This window comes from Natronorubrum sulfidifaciens JCM 14089 (genome assembly GCF_000337735.1).
Lineage (GTDB): Archaea > Halobacteriota > Halobacteria > Halobacteriales > Natrialbaceae > Natronorubrum > Natronorubrum sulfidifaciens.
The window spans coordinates 26,025-41,590 of record NZ_AOHX01000058.1 but is presented as its reverse complement, the minus strand read 5'-3'; the positions used below and the strand labels follow the sequence as shown (position 1 = coordinate 41,590).

Annotated in this window: 13 protein-coding genes and 1 pseudogene; 5 read left to right on the top strand and 9 right to left on the bottom strand. The window is 58.4% G+C overall.

Features of this window, described 5'->3' with window-relative positions:
- Window positions 1-31 precede the first annotated feature (31 nt).
- Entirely contained in the window at window positions 32-940 is a 909-nt protein-coding gene (locus C495_RS16725; protein WP_008165079.1) for an ABC transporter permease, read from the bottom strand.
- Between the two features lie 48 nt (window positions 941-988).
- Complete coding sequence (locus tag C495_RS16720; protein ID WP_241430624.1) at window positions 989-2,317, bottom strand: type 2 periplasmic-binding domain-containing protein; 1,329 nt, start codon at window positions 2,315-2,317, stop codon at window positions 989-991.
- 154 nt (window positions 2,318-2,471) lie between these two features.
- Between C495_RS16720 and C495_RS16715 the strand changes: the two genes are divergently transcribed.
- Genes C495_RS16715 through C495_RS16705 form a run of 3 tightly spaced genes read left to right on the top strand, consistent with a single transcriptional unit; the run spans window position 2,472 to window position 4,687 of the window.
- A complete protein-coding gene (locus C495_RS16715; protein WP_008165076.1) occupies window positions 2,472-3,443 on the top strand; it encodes an asparaginase in 972 nt (323 codons plus the stop codon).
- 45 nt (window positions 3,444-3,488) lie between these two features.
- Entirely contained in the window at window positions 3,489-4,262 is a 774-nt protein-coding gene (locus C495_RS16710) for an SDR family NAD(P)-dependent oxidoreductase (RefSeq protein WP_008165073.1), read from the top strand.
- Entirely contained in the window at window positions 4,259-4,687 is a 429-nt protein-coding gene (locus C495_RS16705; RefSeq protein WP_008165071.1) for a DUF3830 family protein, read from the top strand. Before C495_RS16710 ends, C495_RS16705 begins: the two co-directional genes overlap by 4 nt.
- A 163-nt stretch (window positions 4,688-4,850) precedes the next feature.
- Here the strand turns inward: C495_RS16705 and C495_RS16700 are convergent, their stop codons facing one another.
- Entirely contained in the window at window positions 4,851-6,050 is a 1,200-nt protein-coding gene (locus C495_RS16700) for an ABC transporter ATP-binding protein (RefSeq protein ID WP_008165069.1), read from the bottom strand.
- 2 nt (window positions 6,051-6,052) lie between these two features.
- Window positions 6,053-7,180: an ABC transporter ATP-binding protein gene (locus C495_RS16695; protein WP_008165067.1), complete on the bottom strand. Its 1,128-nt coding sequence runs from the start codon at window positions 7,178-7,180 to the stop codon at window positions 6,053-6,055.
- A 707-nt stretch (window positions 7,181-7,887) separates the two neighbouring features.
- Between C495_RS16695 and C495_RS16690 the strand changes: the two genes are divergently transcribed.
- Together C495_RS16690 and C495_RS16685 are read left to right on the top strand one after the other, a co-directional pair.
- Window positions 7,888-9,210: an MFS transporter gene (locus tag C495_RS16690; RefSeq protein ID WP_008165066.1), complete on the top strand. Its 1,323-nt coding sequence runs from the start codon at window positions 7,888-7,890 to the stop codon at window positions 9,208-9,210.
- 318 nt (window positions 9,211-9,528) lie between these two features.
- Window positions 9,529-10,602: an AI-2E family transporter gene (locus C495_RS16685; RefSeq protein WP_049890413.1), complete on the top strand. Its 1,074-nt coding sequence runs from the start codon at window positions 9,529-9,531 to the stop codon at window positions 10,600-10,602.
- A gap of 103 nt (window positions 10,603-10,705) precedes the next feature.
- Here C495_RS16685 and C495_RS17445 read toward each other — a convergent pair whose 3' ends face one another.
- From C495_RS17445 to proC, 5 genes and pseudogenes are all read right to left on the bottom strand, one after another.
- The gene (locus C495_RS17445; RefSeq protein ID WP_449406479.1) at window positions 10,706-11,788 is read right to left on the bottom strand and encodes a sensor histidine kinase; all 1,083 of its coding nucleotides are present in this window, start codon (window positions 11,786-11,788) and stop codon (window positions 10,706-10,708) included.
- A pseudogene (locus tag C495_RS18710) lies at window positions 11,780-12,139 on the bottom strand (histidine kinase); the annotation flags it as partial. The gene C495_RS17445 and the pseudogene C495_RS18710, both read right to left, overlap by 9 nt.
- 466 nt (window positions 12,140-12,605) lie before the next feature.
- The gene (locus C495_RS16670) at window positions 12,606-13,937 is read right to left on the bottom strand and encodes a glutamate-5-semialdehyde dehydrogenase (RefSeq protein ID WP_008165062.1); all 1,332 of its coding nucleotides are present in this window, start codon (window positions 13,935-13,937) and stop codon (window positions 12,606-12,608) included.
- Window positions 13,930-14,769: a glutamate 5-kinase gene (proB, locus tag C495_RS16665; protein ID WP_008165060.1), complete on the bottom strand. Its 840-nt coding sequence runs from the start codon at window positions 14,767-14,769 to the stop codon at window positions 13,930-13,932. The genes C495_RS16670 and proB overlap by 8 nt, the downstream gene beginning before the upstream one ends.
- The gene (gene proC / locus C495_RS16660; protein ID WP_049890406.1) at window positions 14,762-15,538 is read right to left on the bottom strand and encodes a pyrroline-5-carboxylate reductase; all 777 of its coding nucleotides are present in this window, start codon (window positions 15,536-15,538) and stop codon (window positions 14,762-14,764) included. The genes proB and proC overlap by 8 nt, the downstream gene beginning before the upstream one ends.
- Between the last annotated feature and the right edge of the window lie 28 nt (window positions 15,539-15,566).

Sequence of the window (15,566 nt, the reverse complement as noted above, 5' to 3'; positions counted from 1 at the left end):
GTTTTTGACCGACAAAAAACAGTGTTCGGAATCAGTCTTGGCTCGCGATCTCGGTGATGTCGACGACTCTGAACAGCAGGAAGACGAACGCGAAGATGACGACGAGCAGTGTGATCGAGAGCGCCGCAGCCGATGGGTAGTTGAGTCCCTGACTGTAGCGGCTGAAGATCAGCGTCGGCACCGTGTTGGCACCGCCACTGAGAAACGACGGCACGGTGAAGTTCCCGATCGTCAGCACGAACGTGAACATACAGCCGATCGCGACGCCGGGCAGGCTCAGCGGCCATGTGACGTTTTTGAACGTCTCCACCGGGTTTCCGCGCAGCGTTTCGGAGGCGTTGAGCAGTCCTTCATCGATCTGTGACAGCGAGATGTAGATCGGGGCTGCCATGAACACCACGTAGTTCTGGAGATAGCCGACTGCCTGTGAGAACCCGGAAAACAGGAGCCAGCCGATCGGCCCACTGGTGATCCCAAGCGTCATCAACAGCCCGTTGACGACCCCGTTTCGTCCCAAGATTGGAAACCAGCCGAACGTCCGGATCAGCTCAGACGTCCAGAACGGGATGACCAGAAACAACAGCAAGACGAGTCCAACCATCGGCGTGGTGTGAAACCGCAGGTAGTACGCGAGCGGGTAGCCGAACGCGAGCGTGATTATGGTCACGATGATTCCGACGCCGATCGTTCGGACGAACGCACCCCGAACCGCACCGGAGCCGAACACGCCATCGACCCACGCCGAGAGCGTGAACTCGTTTATGACGTTGAACGACTGGTACGTGAGGAAGCTGTAGTAGAAAATGACGAGCAACGGCAACAGTAAGAAGACGGCAAACCAGAGCACTGTTGGTGCGATCAACCCCGTTACTTCGTTGATCAGATCATCTCTGTCAGTCCCCAACAGACTCGAGCCGCCGGTTTTTGATTCAGAACTCATGTGGTACGTGTCTCCGATTGCAGTGAGATGGTCGTAAGCATACTCGAGTTAGGCAGCCAGGAAGTCCTCCCAACGTGAGACCATGTAGTCTGCCTCACTGGGCCAGATCTGGAAGAAGCCAATGCGGTCGATCCGTTCTTCGATCGGCCCGCTGTCACGGGTGCCGCCGTTCGAGTCGGGAGAGCCTTCTTCCATCGACCAGTCGTAATCGAGCGGATCGAACAGTGACGGTTCGTCGATCTCCTCGTACGTCGCCTCGCCGCGGTATGCCCAGTCGTAGTACTCCGGCCCCATTCCTTCGCCGGATTCGTCCGAGCCATCACGGACGAGTTCCTCGTTTTCGTAGTGTGGAACCGAGTAGCCACGACCTTGGACGAAGCCGGGGAACCACGCGCCGAGGTGGACCTGATCGTACAGGAACGTGACCTGCTCGACGTTTTGGCGCTCCCGTGCGCCCTCGAGGGTCGCCATCCCGCCGTACCAGTAGCGGTAGCCCTGAATGCCCTCGCTCATCGTGGCGTAGGTACATGGCGTCCCTTCTCGACGAACGTCCATCGCTGCCGGCTGCCAGATGTCGCCGATGACTGCCTCTTCGCCAGCCATTAGCGTCACGGACTCGCCGTAGGCTTCCCACGTCGAACGGAACTGGCCGGCGTCTTTCTGCTCGATAAGGAAGTCGATCGCCGTATCGAGTTGGTCCTGCGTCGGGTTGTTCAACTGGCCGATGTCGCCGTCGATCATGTCGTTATCGAGCAAGTGCATGATCGCCTGTGGGATGGTGATCGCCGCCGTTTCGCCGACGATGACCTCTCCCTCGTACTGTTCGTCGAACTGCGTACTCCACAGGGAGACGTCGTCGACGAACGATGGGTTGTACCCCATCGCGTCGAAGTTGTACGCGTATGGTGAGAACAGAATCTCGTCGCGCGTGTCGCCGTCGACCCACAACTCATCGTTGACTGTCTCGACCTGTTCTCCGAGATGGCTCAGCCGCTCGGCTGGATCAGTGAACAGATCGGAAATCTGCTCTTCATCCCAGTTCTCTAGGTCGTCGACCGGCATCGGGATCGTTACCGGATTGTCTCGAGTAAGTGCCCCAGATCCGGTCGTATCCGAAGTGAACACGTCCGTGTTTTCGGACCCGCCGCCGAGGAGTTGTGCCTGCGTATCACCGATCGTCGCGATCGTCGTGTTCACCTCGACGCCCGACATCTCCTCCATTTTCGCAGCCTGCTCGTCACTGACCGCCCAGTCTGGCCCAATCCACTCGAGTGGTCGTGCCGGACCATCATCGCCACCGACACATCCTGCAAGTGCTGCACCCGCTGCTGCGCCACCGTACGCCACAAAGTTTCGTCTACTGATACCGTCTGGCATTACAAGCAGTCACATACCCTGTGCCGTATTAAACGTTCCTCTTATGCAGACGTAAATCGAGGATTTTCCACATACCAACGCGTATCGGTTGAATATTCCTAACTCTCGTTCGCGTGTACAAAAGAGATATCCAGTCGCAGAACGATCGACACATATGCTACCAACGGTCGCAATCCTCAGCACGGGCGGGACCATCGCGAGTACGAGCGCCGAGGGCGGTGCAACACCGAGCAAACGAGGCGCGGATCTGGTCGAGGCCGTTCCTGAACTCGAGACACACGCTGACCTCGCGGTCGAAGAGATCGCACAGGTGCCAAGCTACGACATGACGTTCGACACCATGATGGACCTCGCCACAGCCGTCCGTCGCGTCGCCGCTGACGGCGCGGATGGTGTCGTCGTCACTCACGGTACGGATACGCTCGAGGAGTCCGCCTATTTCCTCGATCTCACGCTCGAGTGTACGATACCGGTCGTCTTCACCGGTGCACAGCGCCGTCCCGATGAAACTAGTCCGGACGGTCCAGCAAACCTGCTCGCAGCAGTCAGAGTCGCAAGCCACGAGCAGTTCTCGAGTGGCGTCTACGTGGCCACGAACGACGAGGTCCATGCCGCACGCGATGTCACGAAGACGCACACGAGCGCACTCGAGACCTTCGACTCGCCGAGCACGGGTCCAATTGCCGCGCTGACTCGCTCCGACGTGCGAGTGATCCGCGAGCCACGAAGCTACTCGGCGACGTTCGATGTCGGGTCCGTGACGAGCGACATCGCAATCGTCGCTAGCGGCGCAGACATGGGCCGTCGGCCGATCGACCGAGCACTCGAGGACGACGTCGATGGCATCGTCGTCAACGGGACGGGTCTCGGAAATACGACCAGCGATCTCGGCGGCGCAATCGCCGCTGCAGTCGCCGCGGAGACGCCCGTTGTCGTCGTTTCACGGTGTCAAGCCGGTGTGACGGCACCAGTGTACGGCGGCGGTGGCGGTGGAACCACCTTGCAGTCACACGGCGCGATCCACGGCGACGACCTGCCGGCTCACAAGGCACGGGTCAAACTCGCGGTCGTCTGTGCTGTGGCCGATGCGTTCGAGGAACGACGGCGACTGTTCACCGGGGAGTGAGCCAAACGATAGGTATATACACTCTGTCGCGGTCATTGATACCGAATGTCAGAAGGACGCTTAGCGGGACGTGTTGCACTCGTCACGGGAGCGAGTTCAGGTATTGGAAACGCAATCGCAGCGAGATTCGGAGCAGAGGGTGCCAGCGTCGTCGTCGCCGACGTCAGACGCGAGCCGAAACTCGAGGACGAACAGTCCGTCTTCGACCACCTCGAGGCCGTCGACGCCGACTACGAGTTCGTCGAGATGGATGTCACGGACGAAGCCGACATCATCGCCGCCCTCGAGACGGCACAAGCCGAGTTCGGCGGGCTGGATATCCTCGTCAACAACGCGGGGATCTATTTTCAGAATCAGGCCCACGAAACACCGGTCGACGAGTACGACACGATCATGGACGTCAATCTTCGGGGGCTGTTTCTCACGAGCAAACACGCCATTCCAGCGCTCAAAGAGAGCCCCCACGGAACGATCATCAACCTCTCGTCGATCTACGGGCTGGTTGGCGGGGAGAACAGTGCAGCCTACTGTGCGTCGAAAGGCGGGGTCTCAAATCTGACCCGGCAACTAGCGCTCGATTATGCAGCCGACGAAATCAACGTCAACGCGCTTGCGCCGGGGATCATCGAAACCGCCCAAAACGCCGAGTGGCGTGAGACTGATCCGGACCTGCTCGCCGACTGGCAGGCGTCGACGCCGTGGCCCCGGTTCGGACTGCCCGAGGACGTTGCAAACGCCGCACTGTTTCTCGCAAGCGACGAGAGCGAGTTCATCACCGGCCACGTACTGCGTGTCGATGGCGGCTGGACGGCGCGGTGACTGCCGTGAGTGAACTGCAACTCACCGTCGGCGAGCAGACGTACGTCGCGCCGCTGCTCGAGTCAGAGGCCCCTGAGTCGATTCGCGCGCTGAAAGTGGTCCTACCGCTGTCCTCGGAGTTGATGCACGTCCGGTGGAGTGGCCATGCGACGTGGATTAACATCGACGAGGTCAAACTCCCGGACCTCCCTCGAGAGAATCACACTGTCTACCCATCCCGTGGCGATATCCTACTGTATCCGGGCTACAAGAACGAACAGGAACTCCTGATCGCGTGTGGGCCGACGTGTTTCAAGAGTCCGGCTGGTGAACTCGCCGGGAACCACGTTGGAACGCTCGAGGCGACACGTGCAGAACTCACCGCACTCGAAGAGCGCACACTCAGAGACGGCGTCCAGCCAGTGACGATAACGATTCGAGAGTAGCACGGTACGAGGGCGAAACAAGATAGACGTCAGCCCGCAGTTGCCAGCCCGGTCATACTGTCAGACAGCACTGTTTGAAGATCGGTCGCGCGACTGCGGCCGTCACGCCCGAGGACGGCCGCGAATTCACGACCGACGTCTCACTGACTGCTGTCCGACAGTATCACTCGCCGAGGATGTCCGTCCCGAGGTCGATTCCGTCGACGACGCTCGTCTGCTCGAGCAGAGTGGCGTGATCCGCACTCCAGCCGACTGAAACGGTGTCCGATGGCTCGATGCGATCGAAGGACTTCAGTTGGAGTTCGTGTGGCGTTCCGTCAGTCGTCGTCGCCTCGAGGATTACCTGCGTCCCCGAGCCGGGTTGATGGATCACGTCGTCAACCCGGCAGCTGACACTGTTGTCGAGTTCGTCAGTGACCTCGAGATACTGTGGCCGGACCGAGAACGGGATCTGCTCGCCGACGAGCGACGGTGGATCGGAGCGAAGATTCTTCGTCGTCGCAAGAAACGTGCCAAGCGGTGTTTCGATGTGGGCGTAGCTGCCGTCCTCGCTGACATCGGTCAGTTCGCCCGTAAACGTGTTCGAGTCGCCGACGAACGCCGAGACGAACGCCGTCGCCGGCTCGTTGTAGACACGCTCGACGGAGTCGGATTGCTCGACTTTCCCATCGTTCATGACGACGATCTGGTCAGCAAGCCGCATCGCCTGTGTCTGGTCGTGAGTCACGTAGACGAACGTCGTATCGAGCTCGCGGTGGAGCCGAAGCAGCTCCCGCTCCATGTGTTTCTGGAGTTTGTAATCCATGTCCCCGAGCGGTTCATCAAGCAAGAGCAACTTCGGCTCGAGGACCATACTCCGAGCGAGTGCGACGCGCTGTTTTTGCCCCGCGGAGAGCTCTTCTGGTTGTCGGTCGGCAAGCGACTCGAGGCGCATCATTTCGACGATGTTGGTGACGCGCTCCGCTCGCTCGTCCGCATCGACCTGAAGGCGTTGCAGTCCGTACTCGATGTTTTCCCCGACGGTCAGATGTGGAAACAGCTGAAAGTCCTGAAACACGAGCCCGATATCGCGCTCGTACGTGGGTGCGTCGGTGATATCGACGCCACCGAGTCGTACTTCGCCCTCAGTCACCGGAATTTTGCCGACAAGCGAGTGCAGCGTCGTCGACTTCCCACAGCCGCTGGGGCCGATCAGCACGCAGAAATCCCCGTCGTTGATGCTGAAATCGATGTCATCGACGGCGAGCGTCCCGTCGGGGTAGATTTTCGTCAGTCCCCGGACATCGAGTGCGACGTCGTCCGTCACGTCGGGTGTCGGTTCGGCTGCCGATGTGTCCGCCCCGGAGTATTCTGTGTCAGACATTATCACTCACCAAGGAGGTCGCTAGAGGTAACCGCATCGGTTACACTGAGTTTCTCAAAGTAGAGGGCGTCGTCGATATTCCACCCCAACTCCATCGTCTCGCCGACCGAGCCAATGTCTGGATCGTTCGGGACGACAACGTAGAACTCACGGTCGAGTCCGTCGATCGACAGTGCAAACTCGGTCGTTTCGCCGGTGTACGTCCGTCCCTCGAGAACGCCGGTCACCGTCGTCTCACAGTCGGCTGTGTCGAGCGAGACGGCCTCGGGGCGAACGATCACGATACCGGTCTCCTTCTCGGTTCCGTTCTGTGTGGTCGCCGTGATCGGCCCGATCTCGGTTTCGACATCGACGACACCGTCGCCGACATCGGTCGGCACTCCCTCTGTAACGAGCGCGTTCGAGTCACCGACGAACCGACAGACGAACGCCGTTTGTGGGTTGTGATACACCGATTCCGGCGTTCCGATCTGTTCGATCATCCCATGGTTCATCACCACCAGTTTATCGGCGAGTTTGAGCGCCTGATCCTGGTTGTGCGTAATGTAGAGGAACGTACTCTCGAGGTCCGCATGGAGACTCCGCATCTCGAGTTCCATCCGTTTTTGTAACTTGTAGTCGAGGTCGGCAAGCGGATCGTCGAACAGCATGATCGGACACTCGCGGCTTAACTGGCGTGCAAGCTCTACGCGCTGTTGTTGCCCACCTGAGAGCGCGCTCGGAAGATCATCCCGTGTCTCCTCGATCGCCAACAGCGACAGCATGTCATCGATTATCTCGTCGATCTCTTCGGGGGATCGCTCCTGTTCGCCGTGCTCGAGCCCGAACGCGATGTTCTCGGCGACGGTTTTGTGGGGGAACAGCGTCTCCTCGAACTCCTGGAACACGTAGCCGAGATTTCGGTCCTGCACCGACATTTCAGCCGTGTCACGACCATCGAGTGAGATCGTCCCGTCATCCGAGTCGATCAATCCGGCAATGCACTTGAGGAGCGTACTCTTCCCACAGCCACTCGGTCCGAGAACGACACAGAACTCCCCATCCTCGATCTCGAGTTCGATATCTCGAAGTACCGTTTCCTCACGAAACGATTTAGTCACTGCCTCGAGCGAAATTGCGCTAGTCGTCATCACGTCACACTGTGTGTAGCGAGCATTTAGCTCTATCTGCTCCGCCACGACCTACCGATGGCGTCTCTCACCGATACTCGAGGGGCATTTACTTCCAGTACAGAGTGGAGATATTATCCTTATTCGCCAGATTAGATAGCATTAAAGTAGGCTGGTAGTTTAGACGGCGGCGTGTACAACGAACGAGTGGCAACGCGGATCGTCTATCCATTGGTCACCTGATGATTGACCGGCAGTCGACCGGAGCGCTGCCGCGATCAGATACCGCCTAAACCGTGGTTCGTATACGCTCTCTCGAGATTTCAGTATCATCTCAGTCACGTTGTGTCGAGTCTATAGAAATAGAGAAAAGCGGTCGATTAGTGGTAATACTACTGCAAGCTCTCTTTTAGCCCCCTTTTATCCAACTAACGCTGATAACTGCCGACTATATTGGTAAAGTGAAAGATAACAATGGATCTGGTAGACTGTCTGTCGACTGTCTCACGGGACACCCACACTACCAGTCAGCCATATACTTCCCAATATAATTACTATTAATGCACTTTATCTAATTTCTAATATGTCTTTATCAGTGGACTTTTCGAGAGATGTACTCGGAAAACACAGATGATTCCCAACGTTCTGGAAGTGATATAGGGTACAAGCGATGATAGAGCGAAGTTGAGACCGTTGGGTCACGAACCACAGATGACGGGTGAGCAGACGTGATCGACGGCAAGTGGAAGAACCTGTTACTCGCAACGGCGATGTTCAACCTGGGGTTCGTCATTTGGTTTTCGTTCGCCCCGTTCACTGGCGAGATTGCGACCGAATTCGGGCTTTCAGTCGCCCAACTGGGCCTCGTCTCGAGTGCAGCCGTCATCGCGGTTCCGCTCGGTCGCATCCTCATCGGGCCGCTGACCGACAAGTATGGTGCGCCGGTCACAGCCAGCGCTACATTGGTGATCGTCGGTCTCTTTTCGATCATCAGTGCGTCTGCGACGACTTACGAGGTGTTCACCGTCTCGCGAATCATCGCCTCGCTTTCGGGGATCACGTTCGTCATCGGCATTCAACACGTCGCCCAGTGGTTCGAAGAGGAGAACCTCGGTCTAGCGGAAGGTGTCTTCGCCGGGATCGGCAACGCCGGCGCGGGACTCGGCGCGTACTTTACGCTGCCACGGATTTTCGGCGAGGGATACGTCGGTCCGCTGTTCGCGTCGAACTGGCGAGCAGCCTTCTTTTATACGGGTGTCCTCGCGATCATCCTCGGTGTCATCTACTTCGTGTTCGGTGACGCTGCAAAGACCGAACAGCGACGACAGGCGACGAAAAACGGTGTCAGTCCGCACCAGTGGCTCTACATCGCCACTCGCCACGGCGCAGTCGTCCTCTCAGCGGCTTACGTCATGACCTTCGGCCTCGAGGTCGCCATGAACGGCTGGCTCGGGACGTACTACCGTGAAGGGTTCGGACAGGGGGATATCGTCATCGCGGCGACGTTCGCAGCGACGTTCTCGATCGCTGCCGGATTGCTCCGTCCGATCGGCGGCTACATCAGCGACGTCGTCGCACGCAGGGAGTTGGATATACTGCCGTGGTTCGAGGGCCGCTACCGCGAGCAGTGGACCTTTGTGACAATGGTGTTCGTCGTGCTCACGATGTTCGGGATGACCGCTGCAGGACTAACCGGCAACATCTATCTCGCAGTCGTCGCCGGCTTCCTCGTCGGCGTGGGCTGTGCGTTCTCCGAGGGGGCGATCTTCGCACAGGTGCCGGCTATGTTTCCGAACAACTCGGGTTCGGTCGCCGGAATCGTCGGCGGACTCGGCTCTGGCGGCGGCGTGATCTACCCACTGCTCTTTGCCGCACCGTTTCTGCCGAATCTCCATCTCGGATATGCAGTGGTCGGGCTGACGATGATTCCAATCCTCGCGCTGACTGCGTGGGTGTTCCAGCCTCATGTCGCCGAGCGCGCGACCGAAGACGGGTGGCTCGTCGACGACAACCCCGCCGCCAGTATCAGTCGTGCACCAAGCGACGACTAACCAATCCACTATTTATCCCACTGATCTTCATAGCAGTAAACAAAGTAACAACAGAAACGATTTGCACACGGATCACACAGCGAACGGGTCACGTCGTTCCCCCTTTGCCAGTTCGTGGTTCTCGCTCCAACGGTCGCGTCGACCCGCGCTCCCGTCGTGCGATGGGATGTGTGCAGTGACGTGCAGTGGCTACTATCGTAGCACGATTTTGACAATCTAGTTTGAGCACTGCTGTCCGCTTTTGAGCCACCACTGACCGATTACCCAGTCGTTGGTTGATGTTACTTATATAGGATCGACCCAATGTATTTGAACCTCATGAGATGGAGCGTTTCATCGAACGGCGAGGGGCTGGCTGGGACGGTTGGCTGGTGGCTTTTCGCGCTCGCTCTTGTTCTCGTTCTCGTTGTGGCGTTACACACCTACCTCGGGTGGATCGTGTTGGGGCTTTTCCTATACTACGTCGTCCGGCCAGTCGCCAGACGTCTTCAACAGCAGGGTGTTTCACCGGGACTCTCTGCTCTCCTTTCACTCGGTCTCATTATGTTACCATTCATCGCAGTTCTGGGGGTGTTCATTGTTTTACTACTCGCAGAGCTTGCAGCGATAGAGGCGACGGACGTCGAAGGGCTGTTGGAAAGGCTATTTCCAGGGCTTGCTATAGACACTCTCCCCACAAGTGAGACTGAACTATATGCGTTCGTTGAAGCCCTACGGAGCGATCCAACCCTCGCCACGCTTGCTCCGTTGGTGAGCGGGTTCGTCGGGACGTTCACTGTGCAAGCGTTCAACGCGTTGATCACGATTATCTTCGCGTTTTTCCTGGTTCGAGACGAGCGGAAAATAGCTTCCTGGTTCCGATCCACCATTGTAGAGCGGGAGTCGAACGTATACGATTATTTAAAAGCGGTTGATCAAGGGCTCGCTTCTGTCTATTTTGGATATACGCTTACTATTATCGTAATCAGCACTGTTGCTGTAATCATCTACAACGCGTTGAATCTCATTGCTCCGCCAGGTCTCGCAATCCCCCATGCGATACTTCTCGGTTTTGTCACTGGGCTGATTTCAGTGATTCCACTCCTCGGTCGAAGTCTGCTGTATGGGGCGATTGTTCTCTACCTTACTGTCGTCGCATACCAGACAAATATAAGATATATTTGGTTTCCAATAGTCTTCTACGTTGTGATGGGGATCATCTTCGACAACGTCATCCGGACGTATGTCCGACCCTTCCTTTCCGGACGCCTCTTTCACACGGGACTCGTCATGTTCGCATATCTCTTGGGACCGGCAATTTTTGGGTGGTATGGTATATTCCTTGGCCCGCTTATTATGGTTGTCACCATTCAGTTTCTGCGAGTTCAACTACCAAAAATTCTCCCCGATTGAATATTTCAAGCTGGACCATAATCGGCAAAAAACGGCCACTGAAACCGCAGAGAACACCAGTCATCGGCTTGAGTCACAAGTCGGCCACCGCCACGAAAGCGGCTCAGCTGTCGGGCACTGCCGGCAACGTAATCGAGAACGTCGATCCAACGCCCGGCTCCGAGTCAACCCTAATTTCGCCGCCGTGGCGTTCGACGATCCGTTTGCATAGGGCGAGACCGATCCCTGTTCCCTCGTACTCCTCGTAGCTGTGAAGGCGTTGAAACACCTCGAAAATACGCTCAACGTCGTCGGTGTCGATACCGATACCCTCGTCACGAACCGAAATTCGCCACTCGTGCCCGACACGTTCGGCTGCGATATGAACTCGAGGTGGCTCATCGCCGCTGTACTCGATGGCGTTGCTCAACAGGTTCTGGAACACGTGTCGCAACTGTCCGTCGTCGCCGTAGACCTGGGGCAGTTCGTCGGTCGTAATCTTCGCACCGGAGTCTTCGATCTGAAACTGCAGATCCATTCGGACGTCCGTGACGACCCGTGCTAGATCGACCGGTTCGAAGGGGTCACCCTGTGTCTCGACGCGTGAGTACTCGAGCAGGCCGTCGATCATCTCGCGCATCCGTTCGGCCCCGTCAACGGCGAACTCGATGAACTCCTCGCCGTTTGCATCGAGGTCGTCAGCGTATCGATCCTCGAGGAGTTGCAGATAACTCGTCACCATCCGTAACGGCTCCTGTAGATCGTGCGAGGCGGCGTAGGCGAACTGTTCGAGCCGTTCGTTGGATTCCTCGAGTTTGCGTTGATACTCGACGCGTGCAGTGATATCTCGAAGGATGGACAGATGCTGCCCGGGGTAGATGTCCGTCGCAGCAGCGTACTCGACCAATCGCTGTGTCCCGTCGGATCGAACGAGTGGAACGGTACCACGCCCGTTCTCGGACGTCTGAAATTGCTGCCACTCCTGCTCGAAGTCGTATCTGTCAGGGAGGAACTCCTCGATCGTTCGACCACGCAACTCGTCCGTCGGGAGGCCGAACAACTCGGATGCGCTCTCGTTGACATCGAGATACGTCCCATCGTCGTCAGCGATGACCATCGCGTCGAACGACCGTTCGAACACCGCACGGAACCGGTCGTGTTCCTGTTGTAACTCGTGCTCGCGTGTGAGCGCACGCGCATCGTGGATGCCGATACCAAGGCCTGCGACCGAGGCGATAGCCAGCGCGATCGCTCTCGTCGAGTGAGAAAACGGGTTGCTGATCCCGGGATGCAGCGCGCGCAGAAGCAAGAACACGAACATCACGCCGACACCCCCGAGACACCACAACAGGACTCGTCGGTAGAACTCGGCGTCGATTTTACTGCTCGTTAACCACGTACCGACGTACGTGACCAGCAGTCCCGAAAACCCGAGCAGGAGAAAATCAAAAACGGCGTCCAAAGCGTTGCCACCGGTGGCGACCTTGTAGACAGCATGAACCGCGGCAAGCATCAGCAAGAGACATCCAAGAAGGACGAGCTGCCGTGAGTCGGCCATTGACACCACGCGTAGAACGGCTCCGTATTTCAACTACTCGGTGTCAATCGTGCAACCAAAACGGAAATTCGCATCTCGCGACGACGGCCGCTCAGCGGTTCCGACTGACTGATCGCCAACGGTGATCGTGTACGTCCCGGGTTTTTCGAAGACGTACGTGAACGTCACATGTTTGGTCTGGGATGGGCCGACGAACGCGTTGTATTCTTCGTACTGCTCACCGTCGAGAATAGATTCGACCGTGTACCGTCCACCACAATTCCCGTCGTTTTCGAGCGTCACAGTGACGTCTATGGACTCATCGAGGAGTCCCGAACCGGTATGATCGAGCGCTGTAACAGCGATGTCCGGAGATCTCGATGACGAAGCGGGTGACTCACCCTCCACGGCGACAGTAGACTCGATCCCGACAAGAGTGGTGGGCGCGCTCAACGCCGGTCGAAGAGGCCTTCACCGTGGGAGAATCTCACTCTTGAGAGAGTCGTCCCGGCGTCCAGTCGCCGTCGAACTCCTCGTGGCGGAACGGCTTTGCGTCCTCGCCGGCGTACGTCCCGACGACCTGCCCATCGCCCTCGAGATGATATTTGTAGGTCGTCAGCCCCTCGAGACCGACTGGCCCTCGTGCGTGGATCTTGCCGGTGCTGATGCCGACTTCCGCACCGAGACCGAATCGGAACCCGTCGCTAAAGCGTGTGGAGGCGTTGTGGAAGACGCTCGCCGAGTCGAGACTCCGCATGAACGTGCTGGCTCGGTCAGCGTCCTCAGTTACGATCGACTCCGTGTGTTTCGAACTGTACTCGGTGATGTGATCGATGGCTGCCTCGAGCGAGTCGACGATCTTGATCGAGAGGATGAGATCGCCGTACTCGGTCGACCAGTCTTCCTCGGTCGCGTCCGCCATTTCGACGATCGCACGCGACGCGTCGTCGCCGCGCAACTCGACATCTGCGTCTTCGTATCGGGCTGCGATCTCGGGCAGGAACGCCTCGGCGACGTCCTCGTGGACCAGCAGCGTCTCGACGGCGTTACAGACGGCTGGGTACTGCACTTTCGCGTCGTAGGCGATGTCGGCGGCCATCTCGAGATCGGCTGCGTCATCGACGTAGACGTGACAGACGCCCTCCGTGTGGCCGAGCACGGGGATGCTCGTGTTGTCCTGAATGTAGCGAACGAACTCGGAGCTGCCACGTGGCATGAGCAGGTCGATCGAATCGTCCATCTCGAGCATAGCGGTGACGTCCTCTCGAGCTTCGATGAGCTGTGCCCAGCCGTCGGGCTTGTCGGCCGTGGCCTCTACGATAATGTCGTAGAGCACCCGGTTCGAGTGGCTGGCTTCGCTGCCACCTTTCAGCATGACGGCGTTGCCGGATTTGAGGCTGAGCGCGGCAATCTGGACCAGCGCATCGGGTCGGGACTCGAAGACGGTCCCGATGACGCCGATCGGGACGGCGAGCTTGTACAACTCGAGGTCGTCATCGAGGCGTCGCGAGGCGAGTGTCTTCTCGAGTGGGTCGTCTTGGGCGGCGACGCTTCTGACCATCTCGGTGATCGACTCGAGTTTCGACTCCGAGAGCTTGAGACGGTCGACAAGCGCCTGGCTGTACTTGCCCTCCTCGAGCAGTGCCTCGGCTTCTTCGACGTCTTTCTCGTTGGCCTCGAGGATCTCCTCGTGGCGGGTGTCGATCGCATCAGCGATCGCATGCAGGCCCGCACTGCGCTCGTCGTCGTCGAGCTTTGCGAGTTCGAGGGCGGCAGTCTGTGCCTCGTCGACTTTGGCGTGTGTCGATTTCTCAGTCATCGGTGACACCGTTTATAGGAACGAATACTGTGCCCACGGGCTTGGCAGCAGCGATTTTCTCGAGGACATCTTCCTCGGTCGATCTGGCGATAACAGCCGGAATGCCGTGCTCGCTGACCTCGCGTGCGCCCTGTACTTTCGTTCGGATACCGCCGAACTGGGAACTCGAACTCTCGTCGATGATCGACTGCACTTCGTCGTAGTTCCGGCCAACGGCCTCGATGCGTTCTGCGTCGGCGTCCTCCTTGGGATTCCCGGTGTAGACGCCGCCGACGTCGGTGAGCGTCACCAGCAGATCGGCATCGATGCCAAGGGCGACTGACGAGGAGAGCATGTCATTGTCCCCGATCCGAATCTCTTGGGTTGCGACTGCGTCGTTTTCGTTGATGATCGGGACGACACCCCACTCGAGGAGGGTTTCGATCGTGTTGTGGACGTTCGTAAAGCGCTCGGGGTTCTCGAGGTCGTGTTGGGTGAGCAAAAGCTGTGCGACCTTCTGGTCGTAGCGTTCGAAGCTCTCGGTGTAGCGCCGCATGAGGTGGCTCTGACCAACGGTTGCAAGCGCCTGCGTTTCCTCGACGGTCTCGCCGGTGTAACCGATCCGTCCCACGCCCGCGCCGACTGCACCCGAGGAGACGAGAATCACTTCCTTCCCGCGCTCGAGGAGGTCAGCGAGGTCGTCGACGAGCTTGTCGAGTTTCTCGTCGTCGAGATTCGATTCCTCGTCGGTGAGGGAGTTGGTGCCGGCCTTGACGATTACGCGCTCGGCGTCGGCGGCGAGTTGTCGCGCCTGCGTGATTTCCGCAGCGTCGAGTTCGGTGACGCTACTCATCTTCAGACTCCATTGCCAGTTCTTTCGACCGTCGTTCGGCCGCACTGACTGCGTCGACGACCGCCTCGTCGGCGTCGCTGTCCCACAGCACGTCCATGCCTTCGATGGTCGTCCCGTTGGGCGAACAGACCGCATCGATTAGCTCGTCGATGCTCTGGTCGGACTGCAAGACGGTCTCGGCGGCTCCTTTGAACGTCTGTGCGGCGAGCGTTTTGGCCTCCTCGTCCTCGAGGCCGCCGTCGACGCCCGCCTGTTTCATCGCGTTCAGGAGATAGAACACGAACGCCGGTCCGCTTCCGTTGACGGCCGTCGCGATGTCCATCTGTTGTTCGTCGATCTCGACGAACTCGCCAACAGCGTCGAGGATCGCTCTGACATCGTCGGTGACACTGTGTTGGGTCACAGCCGCCGCCATGTTCCCCGTCTCAGCTGCGAGGTTCGGCATGATTCGAACGACCGTCGCGTCGGTGTGTGGTTCGATGACGTCCGTCGAGACACCTGCGGCGAGTGTGACCAGCGTCTGGTCCGCCGAGAGATCGATGTCGTCGACGACGTGCATGACGATATCCGGTTTTACCGCGACGATAACCACATCAGCTTCCGCTGCGACATCGGGGTCCGATGTCGTCGTCGAACTGTACTCGGCTACCGACTCGAGCGCGTCTGGGTCCAGGTCACACGCCGTCAGCGTGTACCCGTCGGCTTTCGAGAGCCCTTTCAAAAGGGCACTCCCCATGTTTCCGCACCCGATGACGCTCACATCTGTCATCCTATTACAGTTGAGGCGGTAAGAGCAC

Bases quoted from the DNA above. Each gene is read 5' to 3' on its own strand.
- C495_RS16725 (WP_008165079.1), bottom strand. From the start codon at position 940: ATGAGTTCTGAATCAAAAACCGGCGGCTCGAGTCTGTTGGGGACTGAC.
- C495_RS16720 (WP_241430624.1), bottom strand. From the start codon at position 2,317: ATGCCAGACGGTATCAGTAGACGAAACTTTGTGGCGTACGGTGGCGCA.
- C495_RS16715 (WP_008165076.1), top strand. From the start codon at position 2,472: ATGCTACCAACGGTCGCAATCCTCAGCACGGGCGGGACCATCGCGAGT.
- C495_RS16710 (WP_008165073.1), top strand. From the start codon at position 3,489: ATGTCAGAAGGACGCTTAGCGGGACGTGTTGCACTCGTCACGGGAGCG.
- C495_RS16700 (WP_008165069.1), bottom strand. From the start codon at position 6,050: ATGTCTGACACAGAATACTCCGGGGCGGACACATCGGCAGCCGAACCG.
- C495_RS16695 (WP_008165067.1), bottom strand. From the start codon at position 7,180: ATGACGACTAGCGCAATTTCGCTCGAGGCAGTGACTAAATCGTTTCGT.
- C495_RS16685 (WP_049890413.1), top strand. From the start codon at position 9,529: ATGAGATGGAGCGTTTCATCGAACGGCGAGGGGCTGGCTGGGACGGTT.
- C495_RS16670 (WP_008165062.1), bottom strand. From the start codon at position 13,937: ATGACTGAGAAATCGACACACGCCAAAGTCGACGAGGCACAGACTGCC.
- proB (WP_008165060.1), bottom strand. From the start codon at position 14,769: ATGAGTAGCGTCACCGAACTCGACGCTGCGGAAATCACGCAGGCGCGA.
- proC (WP_049890406.1), bottom strand. From the start codon at position 15,538: ATGACAGATGTGAGCGTCATCGGGTGCGGAAACATGGGGAGTGCCCTT.